General features: G+C 45.1%; 21 protein-coding genes. 12 read left to right on the top strand and 9 right to left on the bottom strand.

Features of this window, described 5'->3' with window-relative positions; translation table 11 throughout:
• Positions 1–22: 22 nt before the first annotated feature.
• From LLF92_01465 to LLF92_01500, 8 genes are all read left to right on the top strand, one after another.
• On the top strand, positions 23–376 hold the full coding sequence (locus LLF92_01465) for a hypothetical protein (protein MCE5339782.1): 354 nt from the start codon (positions 23–25) through the stop codon (positions 374–376).
• Positions 377–474: 98 nt separating this feature from the next.
• A complete protein-coding gene (locus LLF92_01470; protein MCE5339783.1) occupies positions 475–1752 on the top strand; it encodes an AI-2E family transporter in 1278 nt (425 codons plus the stop codon).
• 37 nt (positions 1753–1789) lie between these two features.
• Positions 1790–2410, top strand: coding sequence for a superoxide dismutase (locus tag LLF92_01475; protein MCE5339784.1), 621 nt, complete (start codon positions 1790–1792; stop codon positions 2408–2410).
• A gap of 50 nt (positions 2411–2460) precedes the next feature.
• Positions 2461–2763, top strand: a complete 303-nt coding sequence (locus LLF92_01480; GenBank protein ID MCE5339785.1) for a hypothetical protein — start codon at positions 2461–2463, stop codon at positions 2761–2763.
• Between the two features lie 133 nt (positions 2764–2896).
• Complete coding sequence (locus LLF92_01485; GenBank protein MCE5339786.1) at positions 2897–3667, top strand: PRC-barrel domain-containing protein; 771 nt, start codon at positions 2897–2899, stop codon at positions 3665–3667.
• An 8-nt stretch (positions 3668–3675) separates the two neighbouring features.
• Complete coding sequence (locus LLF92_01490) at positions 3676–4500, top strand: alpha/beta hydrolase (protein ID MCE5339787.1); 825 nt, start codon at positions 3676–3678, stop codon at positions 4498–4500.
• A gap of 114 nt (positions 4501–4614) precedes the next feature.
• Positions 4615–5358, top strand: coding sequence for a tRNA pseudouridine(38-40) synthase TruA (gene truA / locus LLF92_01495; GenBank protein MCE5339788.1), 744 nt, complete (start codon positions 4615–4617; stop codon positions 5356–5358).
• A gap of 92 nt (positions 5359–5450) precedes the next feature.
• Positions 5451–6626: a glycosyltransferase family 4 protein gene (locus LLF92_01500; GenBank protein ID MCE5339789.1), complete on the top strand. Its 1176-nt coding sequence runs from the start codon at positions 5451–5453 to the stop codon at positions 6624–6626.
• On the opposite strand, the gene LLF92_01505 is transcribed toward LLF92_01500, so the two are convergent.
• Positions 6620–7750 carry a beta-lactamase family protein gene (locus LLF92_01505; GenBank protein ID MCE5339790.1) on the bottom strand — a complete coding sequence of 377 codons (1131 nt, stop codon included), beginning with the start codon at positions 7748–7750 and terminating at the stop codon, positions 6620–6622. The two genes, LLF92_01500 and LLF92_01505, sit on opposite strands and share 7 nt — an antisense overlap.
• Positions 7751–7835: 85 nt before the next feature.
• Here LLF92_01505 and LLF92_01510 point away from each other — a divergent pair, with 85 nt between their 5' ends.
• Both LLF92_01510 and LLF92_01515 read left to right on the top strand, forming a co-directional pair.
• Positions 7836–9038, top strand: a complete 1203-nt coding sequence (locus tag LLF92_01510) for a DUF1343 domain-containing protein (protein MCE5339791.1) — start codon at positions 7836–7838, stop codon at positions 9036–9038.
• An 8-nt stretch (positions 9039–9046) separates the two neighbouring features.
• A complete protein-coding gene (locus tag LLF92_01515) occupies positions 9047–9463 on the top strand; it encodes a secondary thiamine-phosphate synthase enzyme YjbQ (GenBank protein ID MCE5339792.1) in 417 nt (138 codons plus the stop codon).
• On the opposite strand, the gene LLF92_01520 is transcribed toward LLF92_01515, so the two are convergent.
• The 3 genes from LLF92_01520 to LLF92_01530 form a co-directional block, all read right to left on the bottom strand.
• Positions 9464–10138: a hypothetical protein gene (locus tag LLF92_01520; GenBank protein MCE5339793.1), complete on the bottom strand. Its 675-nt coding sequence runs from the start codon at positions 10136–10138 to the stop codon at positions 9464–9466.
• Positions 10139–10174: 36 nt separating this feature from the next.
• Positions 10175–12757, bottom strand: a complete 2583-nt coding sequence (clpB, locus tag LLF92_01525; protein MCE5339794.1) for an ATP-dependent chaperone ClpB — start codon at positions 12755–12757, stop codon at positions 10175–10177.
• Positions 12758–13121: 364 nt separating this feature from the next.
• Positions 13122–14015 carry an FRG domain-containing protein gene (locus LLF92_01530; GenBank protein ID MCE5339795.1) on the bottom strand — a complete coding sequence of 298 codons (894 nt, stop codon included), beginning with the start codon at positions 14013–14015 and terminating at the stop codon, positions 13122–13124.
• A gap of 292 nt (positions 14016–14307) precedes the next feature.
• Between LLF92_01530 and LLF92_01535 the strand changes: the two genes are divergently transcribed.
• A complete protein-coding gene (locus tag LLF92_01535; protein MCE5339796.1) occupies positions 14308–14817 on the top strand; it encodes a PEGA domain-containing protein in 510 nt (169 codons plus the stop codon).
• 88 nt (positions 14818–14905) lie between these two features.
• Here LLF92_01535 and csrA read toward each other — a convergent pair whose 3' ends face one another.
• The 3 genes from csrA to LLF92_01550 all read right to left on the bottom strand — a co-directional run bounded on the left by csrA (position 14906) and on the right by LLF92_01550 (position 17449).
• A complete protein-coding gene (gene csrA / locus LLF92_01540) occupies positions 14906–15115 on the bottom strand; it encodes a carbon storage regulator CsrA (protein ID MCE5339797.1) in 210 nt (69 codons plus the stop codon).
• A gap of 215 nt (positions 15116–15330) precedes the next feature.
• Positions 15331–16254 (bottom strand): hypothetical protein, encoded by a 924-nt coding sequence (locus LLF92_01545; GenBank protein ID MCE5339798.1) that lies wholly within the window; start codon positions 16252–16254, stop codon positions 15331–15333.
• Between the two features lie 229 nt (positions 16255–16483).
• Complete coding sequence (locus LLF92_01550; protein ID MCE5339799.1) at positions 16484–17449, bottom strand: FAD:protein FMN transferase; 966 nt, start codon at positions 17447–17449, stop codon at positions 16484–16486.
• Positions 17450–17545: 96 nt separating this feature from the next.
• Here LLF92_01550 and LLF92_01555 point away from each other — a divergent pair, with 96 nt between their 5' ends.
• Positions 17546–19267, top strand: coding sequence for a TIGR03960 family B12-binding radical SAM protein (locus LLF92_01555; protein MCE5339800.1), 1722 nt, complete (start codon positions 17546–17548; stop codon positions 19265–19267).
• Here the strand turns inward: LLF92_01555 and LLF92_01560 are convergent.
• Together LLF92_01560 and LLF92_01565 are read right to left on the bottom strand one after the other, a co-directional pair.
• Positions 19264–19827 (bottom strand): cysteine hydrolase, encoded by a 564-nt coding sequence (locus LLF92_01560; protein MCE5339801.1) that lies wholly within the window; start codon positions 19825–19827, stop codon positions 19264–19266. The two genes, LLF92_01555 and LLF92_01560, sit on opposite strands and share 4 nt — an antisense overlap.
• Positions 19824–20318, bottom strand: a complete 495-nt coding sequence (locus LLF92_01565) for a GNAT family N-acetyltransferase (protein MCE5339802.1) — start codon at positions 20316–20318, stop codon at positions 19824–19826. The genes LLF92_01560 and LLF92_01565 overlap by 4 nt, the downstream gene beginning before the upstream one ends.

Raw genomic sequence — 20318 nt, forward strand, 5'->3', positions numbered from 1 at the left:
TTAATATTTTTAGGAGAATAAAATGGATAGCAAAAACGACAAACACACGACCCCAAAACAACAAATAGAAGAAGGAATAGGCAACGCTGCTACTGCTGCTCATAGTGTACTGGAACGCGGCACTGAAGTTTACGACCATGCGAAACAGACTGTGAGTGATGTTTATGATAAAACAACCAAGGCGGTATGCAAAACCTGTGAACAGGCTAAGAGTTATACAAGCAAAAATCCGGGTAAGACAGTTCTTATCGCATTAGGAGTAGGATTGGGAGTGGGAATTCTCCTGGGTGCACGAACTCATCATTCCCGTACAGGTCGATTTGCACAACCCGTGGTCAATGCGCTTTCCGACATTGCTTTGGAGCTTTTCCGTTAAACTATATATCAGACACGGTGGCAATGACTCTAAAGAAGGTGGTCTCTTAACATCGCCACCCGTTCGTCTGATGGAAAGATGACAACGGGAGAAATAACATGCCAAACAACTCCAAACCAGAGGTGATGCCACACTCGATTTCTTTCTATGTGATCTTGGCCACAGCGTTATTTGCCTTCATCCAAACATTTTCGCTGCTGTCTCCCATTCTGTTGTCGTTTCTGCTCATTCTGCTTATTTCGCTCGCAATCAATCCAGTAATCTCCCGGATGCGGGCAGTGACGGGTGGAAGAAAAGGCGCAACAGGGCTGGCCGCGGCGGCATTGGTCGCTGTCATTGTCTTAACGGGCTGGGCTTTCCTTGCTCCGATGAAGGCCTCGTTCACAAACATCTCTAAACAGTTGCCCGGTTACTGGGAACATCTTCAAAAGCCTCTGATTAAAATGGAGCAAAAAGCCGTACTTTCCGAGGAAAAACTTCAGGCGGAAGTTACCACTGAAATTGCCCAGACCGAGACGACCGCGGGCAAACCCGAAGTCACGCAGCGAACCACTCAACCGGCTCCACCCAAAGCCGCGAAAGAATCGGGATATATTCGTTCGAGCTTGAGCAACATGCTGAATGGCGTGGCCGGCAGTTTCACGGCGGTGGCGTTCAATGCGGCTCAGATACTGGTCGTGTTGGTGACGGTCTTCTTCGGCGTGGCCCTTACACTAATGAATCCCCGCCCGATCTTTGGGGCAATGTTTTCCCTTTTACCGGCACAACACCACGATCAAGCGCTGATCATCCTGCAACGCATTGGAAAATTTGTACCCCGCTGGGCTTTGGCGACGCTGCTGGGGATGGCGACGATTGGCCTGCTGGTTTTTCTGCTCATGTGGCCGATATTCGGATTCATGGACGCGCTGGTTCTGGGGTTGATCGCGGGCGTCCTGGAAGCTGTTCCCTATCTGGGCCCGATCCTCAGCGCAGTACCGGCACTGCTGCTCGCAGTCGGCAAAGGAGGCATGACCCCGCTATGGGTCGTGCTCGTCTATATTGCAGTTCAAGCCTTGGAGAACAATGTGACCACTCCCCTCATCATGGCACGCAATATGAAATTGCATCCGGTAGCGGTGATATTTTCCATGCTTTTATGTGTGGCCGCCTTCGGTGTGCTGGGTGTTTTGATCGCGTCACCTCTGGTTGCCATTGTGAATATCTTGCACGATGAGCTTTATCGAAAGCGTTTTCTTCCCACGGTAACAGATGCAGACTTGGAAAGACTGGCACAAAACGCCCTGTGTGAAAAGCATTCCGTTGACAAGCGATCCAGGCAAGCGGCGATCAAGCCACATGAATCTCACCTAGAATATAATGAGGCAAAATCATAAAAGATAATACTTAGGTCAAATTAAAGGAGTCAAAATTATGAGCAATGAAACAATCACAACTGTATCACCGCATGTTCTGCCAACCCTGCCATACGCGGATAACTCGCTGGAACCGGTAATCTCCGCAAAAACGATTAGCTTTCACTACGGCAAGCACCACAAGGGATATGTCGATAATCTGAACAAGCTGATAGCAGGAACAGAGTTTGACGATATGCCGCTGGAGAAAATTATCACCGAGACAGCCGGCAAGGCCGACAAGACCGCAATCTTCAACAATGCAGCACAAACGTGGAACCATACATTTTACTGGCACAGTCTGAAGCTAAAGGGCGGCGGCGAACCACCGGCCGTGTTGAAGAAAAAGATTGAGGCTGCTTTTAGTACTGTGGATGCGTGCAAAAAGGAGTTGGCGACTGCGGCAATGGCACAGTTCGGCAGCGGCTGGGTATGGCTCGTACTTGATGGCGACAAGCTCAAGGTAGTCAAGACAGGCAATGCGGATTTACCTTTGACCAAAGGGATGAAGCCGCTATTGACTATCGATGTGTGGGAGCACGCCTACTATTTAGATTATCAGAACCGACGCGCGGACTATGTCAGCGCAGTATTGGATAAACTGATTAATTGGGATTTCGCGGCAGAGAATTTAGGCTAATGTAGTCTGAACAATAGCAAGCGAAAAAAAATTCAGAAAGGAAATTAAACATGCCGGAATTTGGAACAGCATTTTCAGGATTGGCCAACGACAGGAAACTCACGGATAATGAGCTTACCAGAGCAATTCGTTTTACGGTGGCTTCAGAGTACGAAGCGATTCAGTTGTATATGCAGCTTGCGGAGTCAACAAATAACAAGCTTGCCGTGGAAGTGCTCAAGGATATAGCGAACGAGGAACGTGTACATGTCGGAGAGTTTCTTAGATTGCTCTACGAACTTGCCCCCAATGAAGAAAAGTTTTATGCCGAGGGGGCAAAAGAAGTAGAAACAGAAATAAAGAAAAGGAAGTAAATATTTTCTGAAGACAGGTAGAGTCGAACCTTAAAAAGAAAGGTATATGATAAAACGCAAACTAATTAATTGGTATTTTACAAGCGTAAATAACAAACAATAACTAAACTCAAATAATGCAAGGATTACTATTATGCTAAACAAAGCCAAAACATTAAAAGGTTACAAACTACACGGCCTCGATGGAGAAATAGGAAAGGTCAAAGAATTCTACTTTGACGACCACCACTGGATGGTTCGCTATCTGGTTGCCGACACAGGAAACTGGCTTACGGGCAGACAGGTGTTGATATCTCCGTACTCGCTGGTAGCCGTGAATAAAGAAGAACAATACATCACTATTGATTTAACCAAAAAGCAGATTGAGGACAGTCCATCTCTGGACAGTGACAAGCCCGTCTCGCGACAATTCGAAGATGCCTACTACGGGTATTATGGCTACCCGATGTATTGGAACGGTCTATACACATGGGGAGCTTATCCGTACATTGTGCATGACCGTGCAATGTGGGGAAAACCCACCAAAGGTGAGAAAGTGTGGGATCCGAATTTGCGCAGCACTCACGATGTGGACGGCCATCACATCCAGGCCGCAGACGGCGAGATTGGCCATGTCGATGATTTTATCATCGATGATGAGACATGGGCGATTCGTTATCTAATCATTGATACACAGAACTGGTGGCCGGGGAAAAAGGTACTGGTTTCGCCGAAATGGATAGAGCGTGTCAGTTGGAGCGAGTCGAAAGTATTCGTAAATCTCTCCCGCAAGACCATCAAGCAGGCACCGGAATATACAGAGGAGTCTCTGCTAACTCGTGATTATGAAACCGAGCTGCATCGATGTTACAATCGCCAGGGATACTGGATTGATGAACCAACTGCTAAGGAGTGCTCACGTTGAGACAAACAATGAGTACGATTACAACTAAAGATGGTACGCAGATTTATTATAAGGACTGGGGTAAAGGGCAGCCTGTGGTATTTAGTCACGGCTGGCCGCTTAGTTCGGATAGCTGGGAAGCACAGATGATGTTTCTGGCATCCAACGGCTATCGCTGTATTGCCCATGACCGTCGTGGTCATGGTCGGTCGAGCCAGCCATGGAGCGGCAACGATATGAACACCTATGCCGACGACCTTTCGGAGCTTATCGAAACGCTCGATTTGAAAAGTGCTGTTCTAATCGGTTTCTCCGCAGGCGGCGGCGAAATTTCCAGATATATCGGCCGTCACGGTACGAAACGTCTGGCAAAAGCTGCGCTGATATCTGCCGTCCCGCCGCTGATGTTGAAAACGGCGGCCAATCCAGAAGGCCTGCCGATTGAGGCATTTGACAAAATTCGTCTCGGCTCTGCTGCCGACCGCTCGCAGTTCTACAAAGACCTTGCAAGCGGTCCATTCTTCGGAGCCAACAGACCCGGCGCCAAAGTCTCGCAGGGTATGATAGACTCATTCTGGCTTCAGGGCATGCAGGCCGGCCACAAGAACACATTCGACTGTATCAAAGCGTTTTCCGAAACAGATTTCACAGAAGACCTCAAAAAATTCGACATACCGACTCTGATAATTCACGGCGACGACGACCAGATTGTGCCAATCGCAGCCGCGGCTCTCTGCTCATCGAAGTTAGTCAAAAACGCAACCCTAAAGATATACGCTGGCGCACCACATGGTATTGCGTACACACACAAAGACAAACTCAACGCCGACCTGCTGGCATTTCTTAAGACTTGAACACAGTCTAAATCGCGGAAAAATTGTAACGTTTACTTATCATAATTTTTAGATTACAATAGGCTCTGAATTATCAGAGCCTTTTTTTGTAATTAGTGTTTATTTGTGGTAAAAATGGCAATTAGAAATATAAAACTTACAATTCAATATGACGGCAGCGGTTATTCCGGCTGGCAAAAGCAGCCGGGCCGAAAAACAATCGAAGCCGAATTAATGTCTGCGCTGGGCAATCTTCTCTGCTCCGAAGACGTCAAAATCAACGGCTCAAGCCGAACCGACGCCGGCGTAAGCGCGCTTGGCCAGGTCGCGAATATCAGAGTCGATACTCCAATTCCAACGGATAGAATGCCAAAAGCGATAAGCATACATTTGCCGAAGGAAATTGCCGTTACCGAAGCGGTTGATGTCCCCGATGAATTTGACGCGATTACAGATACCAAAACCAAAATGTATCGCTACTCGATTTACACCGGCAAAATTCGTCCCGTGTTGCAGGTGAACCATTGCTGGCACAGGCCGGGCAAATTAGATATCGTGCCGATGCAGGAAGCCGCGAAAAAATTCGTCGGCGAAAAGGATTTCAAATCTTTCGCGACCGCAACCGATAAGCGTTCAAGTTCAGTCAGAACAGTTTTGCGCTGCGATGTTACGCAGGAAAAAGATTGGATATATGTTGATGTCGAAGCGAACGGCTTTTTGTATAATATGGTAAGAAACATTGTCGGCACGCTGGTCGAGGTAGGCCGCGGCCGATGGCAGCCGGAAGTTGTTGATAAAATTCTCGAAGCGAAAAAACGTACTGCCGCCGGCCCAATCGCACCGGCCTATGGTCTGTGCCTTATGTGGATTAAATACTGATTTAAGAATGAAGAATGAAAATTTAAAATTTGTAAAACAACATCGCCAAAGGCGGGACCATAAATCTTCAATTTTCAATTTTCAATTTTATTATGAAGATAGTGCATATTATAACAAGACTAATATTAGGTGGTGCTCAAGAGAACACCTTAATCACTTGCAAAGAGCTTGCGGCTCGCGGGCATGATGTAACTTTGATTACAGGCCCTGCACTCGGCCCCGAAGGCGAACTGTTTGAGCAGACCAAAAATCAAAAATACAAAACGATAATCATTGACAAACTCCGCAGGCAGATAAATCCGTTTTATGATATTCCAGCTTATTATGAGTTGAAAAAAATATTAGCGGAAATTCAGCCGGACATTGTTCATACACACTCGGCCAAAGCCGGCATATTAGGAAGACTTGCGGCGTATAATCTCAAATCTCGTATTGTTCACGGTGTTCACGGCCTTTCGTTCCACGAATATCAAAATTCGCTGCTCAATAAATTTTATATTACCGCTGAAAAAATCGCCGCAAAAAAAACAGATGCGTTTATTTGTGTTGCCGATGCGATGACGGAAAAATCTTTAGCCGTTGGAATCGGAAAGCCGGAGCAATATACGACAGCCTATTCAGCGATTGAGGAAGAGCAGTATTTCAATCCGGCGATACCGCAGCAGCGAAACGAATTCCGCAAAAAATATAATATTTCTGAAAATGCCGTTGTTCTCGTAACGATAGCGAGACTGTTTCATCTCAAGGGACACGAATATATAATTGAATCAACAAAAGAACTTGCGAAAAAATTTGATAACTGCGTTTGGCTTTTTGTCGGCAATGGAATTTTGAAAGACAAATTGCAAAACGACATAAATGCTCTTGGCCTTGCGGATAGATTTAGATTTACTGGATTGTTGCCGACTTCACAAATGCCGCTGGTTATTCATTCGTCTGATATATTGGTTCATTGTTCACTGCGTGAGGGGCTTGCTCGTGTTCTTCCGCAGGCGATGCTCTGCGGCAAACCGGTTGTAAGCTTTGATGTCGATGGTGCGCCGGAAGTTGTGAATAAAGATACCGGCCGACTTGTCGAACCGAAAAACGTATCGCGGTTGATTGATGTCTGTGCGGAATTGATTGCCGATGAAAATTTAAGAAATAAGTTAGGTATGAGTGGCAGAGAATTTGTAAAAGAAAAATTCTCGCCGAAAACAATGGTCGATAAAATCGAAGAAGTTTACAAAAAATTAATTTCTAATCAGTGCAATCTGCGTAATCAGTGATTAATGGAGTAGTTGCATACCGCATCAGCAATTTGGATTCGTAACTGGCTAACCGAACCTTTATCGTTTGGATGTACTCTGTTGGTCAATATGATTACGAATTTTTTGCTTTCCGTGTCGCAGACGATTGATGTGCCGGTATATCCGCTGTGGCAGAATGTTTTCGCACCGAAGCATTTACCCTTAATCCACGAATGATTGCTGCTGTTGACATCGAAGCCAAAAGCTCTGCCGAAATATTTTCCCGTTGTCAGAAGCGATATGGATTGGCTGCTCAAAATTTGTTTGCCGTTTGCCTTACCATCGTTCAAAATCATTCGGCAGTAAATCGTCAAATCCGACGCAGTTGTAAAAACGCCTGCGTTTCCCGAAACGCCGCCCATTAATTCTGCCAGCGGGTCGTGTACAACGCCGCGATTTAATTTGCCGTCTTTTAATTCAGCCGCTGCGATTCTCGCTTTCATCTCGGCAGGCGGATTGTAATATGTATCGTGCATACTCAAAGGCTCAAAGATGTTTTCCTTTGCGAAAACGTCTAAAGTTTGCCCTGATACTTTTTCAACGATTTTTCCAAGTGTGATATAACCCAGACAACTGTAACAGGATTTCTCACCGGGCGCGGATTGCGTTTTCAGCGAACAGATTTTTTCAATAACTTTATCAGGGCATGGTGAGCCGTGTTTTTTTTGAATCGGCTCGGCGCTTGTATAGCCCGGCAGCCCCGAAGTGTGCGAAAGCAAATGTTTGATTTGGATTTTTTCTTTGCCGCAGCCGACAAAAGCGGGAATGAATTTAGATGCGTAATCGTCGAGGCTGATTTTATCCCTGTCGATGAGAATTAAAACACAAACTGCCGTCGAAACAGGTTTGGATAAAGACGCGATATCGAAAATTGTATCTTTCTGCATCGGCTCGGTATGCGGAACTGTTACCATATTACCAAACGAACCGAAGAATAATTCTTTGTCATTTTGGCCGGCGTAAATAACCGCGCCGGGAATATTTCCATCGGTGATTTCGCCGTTGACGATTTGGGCAATTTGAGTTTGCAAATCGGCGGCATAAACAAACGCGGTGAGATTAAAACATATTATGCAGATTGCGGCTGTTATTTTCAGTTTCATTTTTTTCTCAAAATCAATAGCAATTTTCTAAAATCTATTATAGTATATCTTTTCTGAAAGACAATTCATTATCCGGAGACGAATCGTGCGATTATTTAAATATATTACGATAGTATTACTGGCCGGCATCAGCGGCTGCGTGCCCGTGCGTACGGGTCTGGATAATGTCAATTCATATCAGCATATTTTTCAAGGCAAGCGCATTGGCATAATCGCCAATCATACCGCCTGCGACAGCAACGGCAGGTTCATCACGGATGTTTTTCGGCAGATGCCCGGCGTTAAGGTTACTGCGTTGTTCGGTCCCGAACACGGTTTTGCAGGTACTGCCGCCGACGGCAAAAAAATCGAAGACAGTCTGGCTGATGGCAATATTCCGGTTTACAGTCTTTACGGCGAAAACAATAAACCGACTGCGGAAATGCTCGAGAATGTCGATGTGCTCGTTTTCGATATTCAGGACATCGGTAGCAGATACTATACTTATATTTCCACGATGGCTTTGTCGATGGAATCGGCGGCGGCCAACGGCAAAACTTTCGTCGTGCTGGATAGACCCAATCCTATTAATGCTGTCAACGTGCAGGGCGATGTTCTTGATATAAATTTTTCAACTTTTGTCGGCCTGTATCCGATTGCGACCCGCCACGCGATGACGGCAGGTGAACTTGCGAAGATGTTCAATGGCGAACATTGGCTAAAGGATAACGCCCAGGCGAAGTTGATTGTTATACCTATGACACATTGCCGGCGTTCATACTGGTATGACCAGACGGGCTTGAAATTTATCAATCCTTCTCCGAATATGACGAGCGTTGATGCTGCGGCCGTCTATACCGGCACGTGCCTGATTGAGGGCACAAACATTTCCGAAGGCAGAGGAACAGACAATCCGTTTTTGGTTTTCGGCGCTCCGTGGATTGACGCGCAGAAGCTGACAGCGGAGTTGAACAAAATTAATTTACCAGGCCTGAAATTTGTGCCGAAGGAACTTACGCCGACGGCATCGAAGTTTAAAGATGAAAAATGTTTCGGCTGTGAAATCATTATTACCAACCGAAACAAAATGGACTCTTTTTACACAGGCGTTGCGATTGTAGATACGATAGCGCGTATGTATCCTGAAAATTTCGAGTGGAAGATAAAACATTTCGATAGACTCTGCGGCACGGATATAATTAGAAAAGCAATCGAGAAGCGGCAGCCGGTTGCGGAATTAAGAAAGCAGTGGCGAAAAGAGATTAGTGAATTTAATAAAATCAGAAAACGATATTTAATTTATAAGTAAGAGGTTTTATGAAGACGTTGACAAAAGAACTTTGGATGAATGTGCCGCGGCGGCGTGCGATTGTTTCTATTCATAATGAGGTTGAAAGGCTGGTTAAAGAATCAGGCGTTCAGGACGGCCTTGTATTGGTCAACGCGATGCACATCACCGCATCGGTTTTCATTAACGATAACGAGTCCGGCCTGCATCACGATTATGAAGTCTGGCTCGAAAAGCTCGCGCCGGAAAAACCGCATTCGCAATATCAGCACAACGGTGCGGAGGACAACACCGATGCTCACATGAAGCGGCAGGTAATGGGTCGCGAAGCTGTCGTCGCTATAACCGACGGCAAACTGCACCTCGGCACATGGGAGCATATCTTCTATTATGAGTTTGATGGCCTGCGCAAAAAACGCATCCTCGTCAAAATCATCGGCGAATAATTATTTCGGCCTATTCGCCTTGTCCTGCATATCGATTTGCCAGATATATTTCTGCGTGCGGAAAATTACTACGAACAAAACGAGCAGCGAAATAATCAGGATAGGCAGCATTAATTTTTCAATCCACTTCGTGCCGCAGAAAATCAAAACCGTATTGAGTACAATAAACCAAATACGAATTTCCGTCGGCCCTGTGCCAAGGTATGTAATTTTAAATTCGCCCGTTGCGCCGAACGAAAGGAACGAACTTACCATAAACGTGCCGAATACACCGATTAGCAGAAAAATAATATCGCGAGGAAACCCAGTCAGCAAAAACGAATAGCCGATGAAGATGCAGACCATAAAAACAAAGTCCAGCAGGTGATCCATAAAGAACCCCCACTTCAGCAGCCCTGTGTCTCTGTACCGGCCAATCGCACCGTCAAACCCATCCGTGAACCACTGCAAAAACAGCATCAGCGATAAAAGCCACAGCCAGTGCAGATTATTTTTCGCCAGATATCCGAAAACAATCATGCCTGCCGACCATAGAAGAGTCGTAAGCGTTAAATGATAAGTTTCAATCCCTTTTGGAATTTTCGCAACATTTCTGTCGATAAACTTTCTCTCTGCTGCTGCTAAAAAAGTTTTCATCGGTGCTTTTTTATCGCCGGTAAATTTATTTTGCTCCATATCCGTACCTTTCAATATCCCTAATATTCACGCAATCTAAATTTTCTCAAACGTAAAATTATGCGAGTTCGCGTCAACTTTTACGCTGTCGCCCTCGGCAAATTTACCTTCGAGCAGTTGCCCAGCCAGCGTATTTTCCAGCCTTTGCTGAATCGTTCTCTTCAAAGGCCTTGCGCCGAACGATACATCATATCCTTCATCCATCAGCAGCATTTTAGCCGCGTCAGTAAATTGAATATTAATGTGTCTGTCCGCAAGACGCTGCGCCAATCGTTTAAGCTGGATATCGATAATGTTTTTCAGATTATCCTTCGACAGTGTATGGAACACGATGCTTTCATCGATTCGATTCAGAAACTCCGGCTTGAAATATTTTCGCAATACTTCTTTAACGTGCGCCTCAATTTCCCATTCAGCGCCCTGCTCTTCGGTAAGTTTTATAATTTGTTCGCTCGCGATATTGCTCGTCATAATAATCACAGTATTCTTGAAATCGACAGTCCTGCCCTGACCATCGGTGAGTCTGCCCTCATCAAAAACTTGCAGCATAACATTGAACACATCCGGATGCGCCTTTTCAATTTCGTCCAGCAGCACAACCGAATACGGTTTTCGCCGAACAGCCTCAGTCAATCGTCCGCCTTCTTCATAGCCGACATATCCCGGCGGCGCACCAATCAAACGCGCAACGCTATGCTGCTCCATAAACTCGCTCATATCCACACGAATCATTGCGTTTGGGTCATTGAACAAAAAGTCCGCAAGCGCCTTCGACAATTCCGTTTTGCCAACACCAGTCGGTCCCAGGAACAGGAACACGCCGATTGGCCTGCCCGCATCGCCGAGTCCCGCGCGATTTCTCCGCACTGCATCGGACAATGCGCGAACAGCCTCATCCTGACCAATGACACGTTTATGCAGTTCATCTTCCATGTGCATTAATCGTTCACGCTGGCCGCCAAGCAGTTTGGAAATTGGTATGCCCGTCCATTTCGAAACAACCTGCGCGATATGCTCTTCGGTAACTTCGTTGCGAATCATTTTCGCTGCGCTGCTTTGCGCAAGCAGTTCTTCTTTTTGTTTTACCTGTTTTTGCAAATCGGCAATCGTACTGTATTTGAGCCTTGCCGCTTTTTCCAAATCGCCTTTACGCTGCGCTTCTTCAAATTCGTTATTCGCGCGGTCGATTTTTTCTTTTATCTCCTTAATGGAATTTATATCCGCCTTTTCGCTTTCCCATTTTGCGGTCAATGCTCTATCCTGACTCTGCAATTCTGCGAGCTGCTTTTCAAGATGTTCCAATCTTTTCTTGCTCGCATGGTCAGTTTCTTTTTTCAGCGCCTCTTTTTCAATCTGAAGCTGCATCGCTTTTCGGCGAATATCGTCAAGCTCTGCGGGAAGCGAATCATTTTCGATGCGCAGTTTCGATGCCGCCTCGTCAATCAAATCAATCGCTTTGTCTGGCAGCCATCTGTCGGAAATATATCTGTTTGACAAAGTCGCCGCCGCCACAATCGCAGCATCGGCAATTCGCACGCCGTGATGGGTGTCGTATCGATTTTTCAAACCGCGCAAAATCGCGATGGTTTCCTCGACGCTCGGCGGGTCAACCATTACCGGTTGAAATCTTCGTTCCAGTGCCGCGTCTTTTTCGATATATTTACGATACTCATTGAGCGTCGTCGCACCGATGCACCGCAGCTCGCCTCGCGCAAGCGAAGGTTTTAGCAAATTGCCCGCGTCAACAGCTCCCTCGGCTTTGCCTGCGCCGACAATATTGTGCAGTTCATCGATGAACAGAATAATTTCGCCTGCCGATGATATTACTTCTTTTAGAACAGCTTTGAATCTGTCTTCGAATTCGCCGCGGTATTTCGTACCGGCTATCAGCGCACCCATATCGAGCGCGATAACTTTTTTATTTTTCAAACCTGTCGGCACATCACCCGCGACGATTCGCTGCGCAAGCCCTTCGACGATTGCGGTCTTGCCAACACCCGGCTCGCCGATGAGCACAGGATTATTTTTCGTTCGTCTGTTCAGAACCTGCATACATCTGCGGATTTCGTCTTCGCGTCCGATTACTGGGTCGAGTTTGCCGGAGCGTGCCTGCTCGATTAAGTCGATGCCGTATTTTTCAAGAGCTTTGTATTTCGCTTCCGGATTTTCATCGGTAATTTTTCCACTGCCGCGAATTTGTTTCAGCGCTGCTTCGATTTGCGTTTCGGTTATGGAATTGAGCGCGAGAATTTCTTTTGCGTTGCTCGGCACAGAGGCCAGCGAAAGAAAAAGATGTTCGACGCTCAAGTATTCGTCTTTCATTTTGTCCGCGCGGTTCTGCGCGTCGAGTATTATTTGATTCAGAGCAGGGTCTGGCATAATCTGTCCGTTGACGTTTCCTTTCGGCAGACGTTTGAGTTCGTTTTCGGTTATATCTTTTATGCGGTTGACGGTAGTGCCGATGGTTTTGAGGATAGAGATAGCGACGCCATCGTCATCGCGCAGAATCGCGGCAAGTAAATGCAGCGGAGTTAGCAGAGTGCTTGATTGCTGCATTGCGATTTGCTGTGCGGTTGCCAGTGCTTCCTGTGTTTTCAATGTAAATTTATCAAATTTCATAAAAACCACCTTTCACATCGTTGTAGGGGCGAACCGAGGTGTTCGCCCAACTTGGCAGACACGCAGGTCTGCCCCTACATTAAATAGCAAAGACTGTGCCTAAACTTGCAGAATTGTAAGTCAGTATAAAACAGGCAGTTATAATTGCAAAGAAGAATTTGAAAATGCCATTTTGGCATATACAAATCTGGTTAGCCCTGCCGTCACTACGGCAGGGTTTTCTCTTGAATCACTCCGTGTCATTCTCGCGAAAGGCGGTTGGAGCATTGGCGGAAACCACTGTGGGGGAATCCAGCCGTTTAGCTGCCGCCAACACGGCGATGTCATTGCGAGGAGTCCCTTTTTTGAAGACGACGAAGCAATCTCAATTTTCCGGATTATTAGAAGTATCTTTATGTTTCGAATTTGATTTGATTGCAACGTGTATTTGCCAGTCAATTTCTTCTTTTATTGCTGCTCCTACTCCGTCTAATCCAGGAAACAATGAAGAAGCTGATATATTAGCAGTATGGAGACGAGCCAAATAATCCCGTTTGCTTTCCTTGGGTATGACAATCTTGAAATATTTACGCTCAACCAATGGAACATCCGATGATTTATTTTCCCATGTACTGTTAATATTGTTATCAAGAAGAGATTGAATAATCAAACCATGATCACTAAAAACATTAATTGTGTATGTTAATTCTGCTTGTTGAACTACTGCTCTCGGATTGCTGTGATTTTTGTCAATCGCACGAATAAAATTTATACTTTGAGGGAGGTTTCGCACATACCAAGTATCACTTTCTGTAGTGGAACAACGCTCCTTTTTAATCTCTGCATCCACAGCTTTTTCCAAGCAACTATAGTTCATTACCCATATAAAACCGTCCCTCTCAAGGTGTTCTATGACTGCAAAATAGGCTGCGACATAAGGAGAGCTAGTCCAGTCTAACAATCGTGTTGGTGCCCTATAGTGTTGCATCAATTGCCACCATCCAACTATATCATCATCAGTTGGCACCAGATTTACCAGAAGGTGCTGTCTAGCTGTGGACATGAATTTTTTCACAACTACTGCTTCAAACGGAGCTAGCAAAAAGCCATAGCCTTCTGTCTGGTTTAGGATTCTAGTGAACGATGGGAAAAGAGGCCAATCAGCAGATTGGCCCCTAAAGAAAAACCTTTCTTTTAAAAGACGGCCATGGTCTATCATTTGGGTAATGATATTATCAAAATCTTTCCAATTGTTTGCTACAATTTCTGGCCATTTCATGTTTTATGCTTTCAAAACAGGGCATCCGGAATAAAATTATGGAAGTTTGCTCTTTTCACTCTTCACTTAATTATATTCTCTTTTTTCTTCTCAACAAGCGACATTTTATTTTTCTCGTCGCAGCGTTCCGCATTGGAAGTTCGATGTTGAACGTTAAGATAAAGTTTTTTCGTGTCGTTTCGTGTTTATTCGTGGTTAAAATAGCGGTTAAAAAGACCCTCTGATTTTGGGGAATAGAATTGACAATTATTGGAAATTCGCTGATAATTTTCGAAAATTACGGAGTTATAATATGGTACGGAAGCTGTTTTTAATCGGATTTTTCATAAGTTCCAGTTTTCTGGTCGGCTGTGTTGAGCGCAAGCTCACAATCACGACCGAGCCAGCCGGCGCGCTGGTACTGCTCAACGATGAGGAAATCGGCACCTCGCCGGTAACCGTCGGCTTCGAATGGTACGGCGATTACAACGTCAGAATCGCCAAAGAAAATTACGCAACCCTCGTTACCCATCGCAACTTACCACGTCCGCTGCGAGATAAATTCCCATTCGATATGTTCGATGATATGTTCCGCACGAGAATCGATGAATACGCGTGGAATTTCAAACTTGAGCCTTACGTTCCGCCGGTCAAGGAAGATATGATTGACCGTGCCGTCAGCCTGCGTAAAGAAACACTCATTGACCCAAATGCCGTCAAGCCAAAGAATTATAAGCCCAAATATCCGAAACCGGAAAAAAAGAAAGTGGATAAGAAAAAGAAGACCGCTGACCCGAACACGGTAACGGAAAGTAAAAAATAAAGCGAAATGCTTAATATAGATAACAAAAAAGGCCGTATGAAACGGCCTTTTTTATTTTGGAGGATAGAAGAAGAAAAAAGAAATATTGTTAAGCTGTCGGTGGTTTGACAGGCTCGTTGTTCTGCTGCTGGGCTTTTTCAGCCTGAATTGCGTTGTAAACCTCCTTGCGGTGAACGCTTATAGTTTTCGGTGCGGTGATACCAAGTCTTACCTTGTCGCCGCGGACGTCAACAATGATGATTTCCACATCATCGCCAATCATTATCGATTCGTTTTTTTGCCTGCTTAAGACTAACATTTCCGGTACTCCTTTCTCCGGTTTCAGGTTCCATTCCTGCTTCTTATATTACGTAATATAAGAACATCTGTTTACCGAATACTTATACCGAAGTATTATTCGGCAAGATTAATAAGGGGGATAACTGAAAAATTTGAAAATAAAAGATAAAAAATGAGTAATTTAAAGTGTTTGCGGGAAAAGACTTGCGGAAAACAGAAATAAAATAGTTGGTATTATGCCTCGAATTCGCGCCAATAGCGGTATCGAACCGCCAGCCAATAGCCCCAAACCGACCCGATAAAGCCGAAAGCGACCATCTGAACCGGCAAAATAGCCAGAACCGTCTTTGTAAAGAATACTGCCGACCATGAACCGGCCATATATTCCAAGGTTGATAGCTTAGCGTAAGTTATTATTGAAAATGTGCTTACAAGTGCTGTTCCAATTGCCGGCCAGATATAACCGGCTCCCAAAAATAGCTTGCCGCAAAAGCCGCAGGCCATAAATGCGATGATAACGCCGAATGCGATTTGCAGATTCGCCGGCTGACCGACAACAAAACCCGCTTTCTGATCATGATAGCTGATGTCCGATGCTAAAATATTGAGCAGATACGTTGCCGCGATGACAGTGCCTATAACTGTAACTGTAATGCGGGCAATGGGTTGAAGTCTTACCATTGCCTCGAATCTATCGGGCAAATCGAGTGTGTTTCTTCTGAAAAGTTTGTCAGCGGCATACGCGCCGATAACGCCAAGAAGGGCGAATGTAAGCCAAATGAAACCTTCGTAACGAAGTGCGTAATATACTGCCAACCTTGAACTTGCGGCAGGAGCAGCCTGGAAAAGAGTAGAAATAGCCGAGCTTTTAAGCGACCAGAATGTCATCCCGGCAGGTACTGCCAGAATACCCATTTGCATACCCAATGGCGTACAAACCGCCGAAGCTACGAAACCGGCAGCCAAAGCGAGTAGACCGCAAAGCATTAAATCCGAAAGACTTATACTTCCGGTGAAGAATGCGAAAACGCCGTTGTACGTTGGCTGAATACGTTCCCACGGCAGCAGCCCGACAAGCATAACGCCAATAGCCAGAGCCAAAGCGAGCCGAATTTTCGACAGCCAGGATAAATCGTTAGATATAAGTATTTCTTCCATAGGCCAAAAGTTTACCGTGAATGCTCAAAATTTACAGCAAAAAAATGCGCAAAATCCTTGCAAACCTGCGTATTATTACACTCAAAAAGTATCAAATTGCATGTATTTACACGCGAAAACACCCAAATTGCCTATATTTAAACCTAAAAAGCTTTCCCGCAAGCGGGATTTCCGCTTCGCTTCAACAATAATCTGGCGTTTTTCGCAATTTCCGGCAGTGGTCAATTATTTAATCTGCAACGATAAATTTTTCCGCACCTTTGCTTTTTATCAATTTGTTTTTATCTTCAATGGGAACGATTATCGCTTCTGTGTTTTCGATTTTTTCAATCAACTCAAGACCTTTTGCCGCGCCCATAATATTTACCGCAGTTGAGAGTGCATCTGATTGAGTACCGTTCGGGCAGATAATCGTATCGCTTGAAATTAACTCGGCGCTTTGTTCTGTTTGCAGATTGAAGATATGGCTGAATTTTTTGCCGGCGATTTTGTAAAAGCGTTCGTAATTTCCGCTGGTCGAAGCGGCCATATCTGAAAGCTCCAGTTTCATAATGATATTGTCGGCTGCATCTCTCGACGGATTGCGAATCCCAATAATCCATTTGCCGCCATTTTGAGTTGTGCCGAAGCATCCGATTTGTCCGCCTAAATCAACGAGTCCGCCGGTTGCGCCGCGGCTTTCCATTATCGCCTGCGCCTTGTCAGCGGCAAACCCTTTTGCGATTCCACCCAAATCCAGCCGCATACCTTCGACTGCTAATTTTACGGAATAATCATTAGCGTCGAGGATTATTTTGTCGCAGCCGATAATTTTTTTCACATCGGCAAGCTGCTGTTCTGTCGGTATCGAATTTGCCTCTGCACATTTTCTCCACATATCCACAAGCGGCCCAACTGTGATATCAAACGCGCCATCGGTTAGTTTGCTGTAATAAATTGATTTTTGCAGAATCTCGAACAAATCCCTGTCAACTTTTACCGGCTCTTTCGCCCCCTGACGATTAACGAGCGATAATTGTGAATTAGGGTCGAACCGGTTCATTAGTTTTTCAAGCCGATACACCTCATCAAACGCGGCGTTGATGCTTGCCTGTGCGGTTTTCTCATCCGGCCCAACCGCTATGATTTTCGCAATGGTGTTCATCACAAGCCTGTTTGGGCTTTCGACGGATACAAGCCGAGGTGCTTGCTGCATACGGGTTATCAGCAGATAAACAATACTTATGGCAATTAACGAGATTGGCAAAATTTTAAATTTCTGATTTTTCATACTTTAGATTATAATAATAAAATGAAGAATAAAAAAGTCAATATTTTGGATGATTTAATCCGGCAGCAGTTACTGCCGTTTGTGCGCACGCCGTCACGCTATATCGGCGGCGAAGTCAATCAGATAAAAAAAGATTTAGACAAATGCGATTTGAAAATCGGCCTTTGCTTCCCCGATGTATATGAAATCGGCGCAAGTCATACAGGCCTGGCGATTATATACGAAGCCCTGAACCGACAGCCGAACATTGCAGCAGAGCGGATTTTCCTGCCCTGGCACGATGCGCAGGATGTAATGAAGCAGAAATACATTCCGCTATATACGCTCGAATCGAAAGCCGCGGCAAAAGACTTCGACGTTATCGGGTTCAGCCTTACAAATGAGTTATGTTATACAAATGTATTGAACGCACTCGACCTTGTCGGCATTCCATTGCGCAGCGATGATCGCGGCGAAGATGACCCGATTATTCTCGGCGGGGCTGGAATGGCGAATTGCTGTGAGCCGATTGCGCCGTTTTTTGATATGTTCCTTCTCGGCCAGGCCGAAGAAGCGATAGTTGAGTTGTCAAAATTTTTGGTTGAGAATAAAAATCTCTCGAAAAAAGATTTACTCGCCGAGGTTGCGAATAAATTTTCCTTTATTTATGTTCCGCCTTTTTATAAGGCGGGCATAACAAAAATTTCCGATGCGGTTGTCGATGATTTGGATACTTCAGTTGTCCCAGAAAAACCGATTGTGCCTTTTATGCAGCCGGTGCACGAACGGATTAGTATTGAAGTTATGCGAGGCTGTCCCGGCCGGTGTAATTTCTGTCAGGCAAGTTTCTGCCGCAGACCGATTCGCTTTAGAAGTCCGCAGAGAATTTTGGAGATTGCCAAAAAAGTGTACGACGCCACAGGCTTTGATACGATTGGTCTGTTGAGTCTTTCAACGGCTGACTATCCATATCTTGAAGAAGTGATAGCTTCTCTCAACGAATATTTTGAGCCGAAGAAAGTTGGAATTTCGCTTCCGAGTTTGCGTGTTGATGTTCAGTTGAAACTGCTGCCGAAATTGGCGACATCAGTTCGCAAGAGCGGCTTGACAATCGCGGTCGAAGCGGCAAGTGAGCGGTTGAGAAAAATTATCAATAAGCCGATAACCGATGAAAATCTTTTCGCTGCGGTTGAAGAAGCGTATAGAAATGGTTTCGAGTCTGTGAAATTATATTTCATGACAGGCCTTCCTGGCGAGACGGAGGATGATATTAAAAATATCGTTAAGCTTTGTTTTGAGCTTGCGACATTGCGAAAGAAAGTTTGCAACAGAACCGCGAGTATCACCGCGGCCGTAAGCTGGTTTGTTCCGAAGCCTCACACGCCTTTCAGCTGGGCGCCGCAGCAGAGTGCGGAGTATTTCCAGCGGGCAAAGGAAATTATTCTTGATGAGAAAAAAAGGTTTGGCGCAAGATTTTTGAATTTTAAATTCCATCATATTCAGCGCAGTGTTCTCGAATCCGTGATAGGCCGCGGCGACAGAAAAATCGCTGATGTGATTGAGTATGCGTATAAGACCGGCGCGAGATTTGATTTGTGGGATGAGTGTTTCAATTTTGAAATCTGGGAAAAGGCGTTTGAGAATTTCGGTTTAAATGTCCATCAGCTTTCGGCAAGAAAATTTGAAGTTGATGAAACTTTGCCGTGGGAGCATCTCGGCGGGCCGGATAAAAATTATTTGTTGAAACATCTGCAGCAAAACTAAATTATTTTCGCCTCAATAGCGGAGGCAATTTCGTCAGTAGTTTTCATTTGTGCATATAAACCATTCAGAGCGGCCATAAAAGCGTCATGTACATCTGTCGCCGAAACCTTGTGGTTGTTAAACATCACAGCTTTAGTTGCGCAGGCATCGTGAGCGACAAAGCATTCATATCCAAAATCGCAGGCCGCGCGAGCCGTCGCGTGTACGCACATGTGCGACATCATTCCGCAAATAATCAGATCATGAATGTTATGTTCCTGTAAAAATTTATTTAGCTCTGTATCTCTGAAACTATTCGGATAATGTTTGACGATGATTTTCTCGCCTGCGATTGGCGCAACGGAGTTATGAATCTCAACGCCTTTTGTGCCGGCGACAAAAAAAGTTGCGCCCGGCCGTTTGTTTATATGCTGAATATGAATGACAGGCAATTTTACTTTTCTTGCTGCGGCCAATAATTTAGCGGTATTGTTCGCGGCCTCAACTGTATTTTCCAATTCGAGTGCGCCGCCGGGAAAATAATCATTTTGAATATCAATTAACAAAAGTGCAGTTTTCATTTTTTCCTCATACATTTCCATACTATCAGAGAACCGTCTTCCGGGTCTTCTCTTGTCCCTGTTTTTTTGAAACCGTTTTTCTCAAGCACACGCTGTGAAGCGATATTATCAACAGATGTTTCCGCGGTTACACCTTTTACTTCAGGCCTGTTGAAGGCTTCATTTAAAATCGCGGCAATACCTGCCGAAGCAAATCCTTTACCGCCGTATGAATCCAAAATTCCGTAACCGATATCTACCAGACCATTGTCTGGCGAATTTTTGAAACAAGCCGAACCAACGATTGCTCCGTCAGATAAATTTTTGAAAAATCTCGGCAAGCACCAGAACCAATCCTGTCCGCTGCGATATCGCAACATTGCATCTTGTGCCACAACTTCAGGAAGCAGGTCTTTTGTAATTTCAAACATCAGACAGTGAGCAATTCCTTCAGCGAGAAATTTTTCAACTGCCTCCGGAGGCATTGCGACAAGTTCTATTTTATGGCTCAT

This window comes from Planctomycetaceae bacterium, assembly GCA_021371795.1.
In the GTDB taxonomy this organism is placed as follows: Bacteria; Planctomycetota; Phycisphaerae; order Sedimentisphaerales; family UBA12454; genus UBA12454.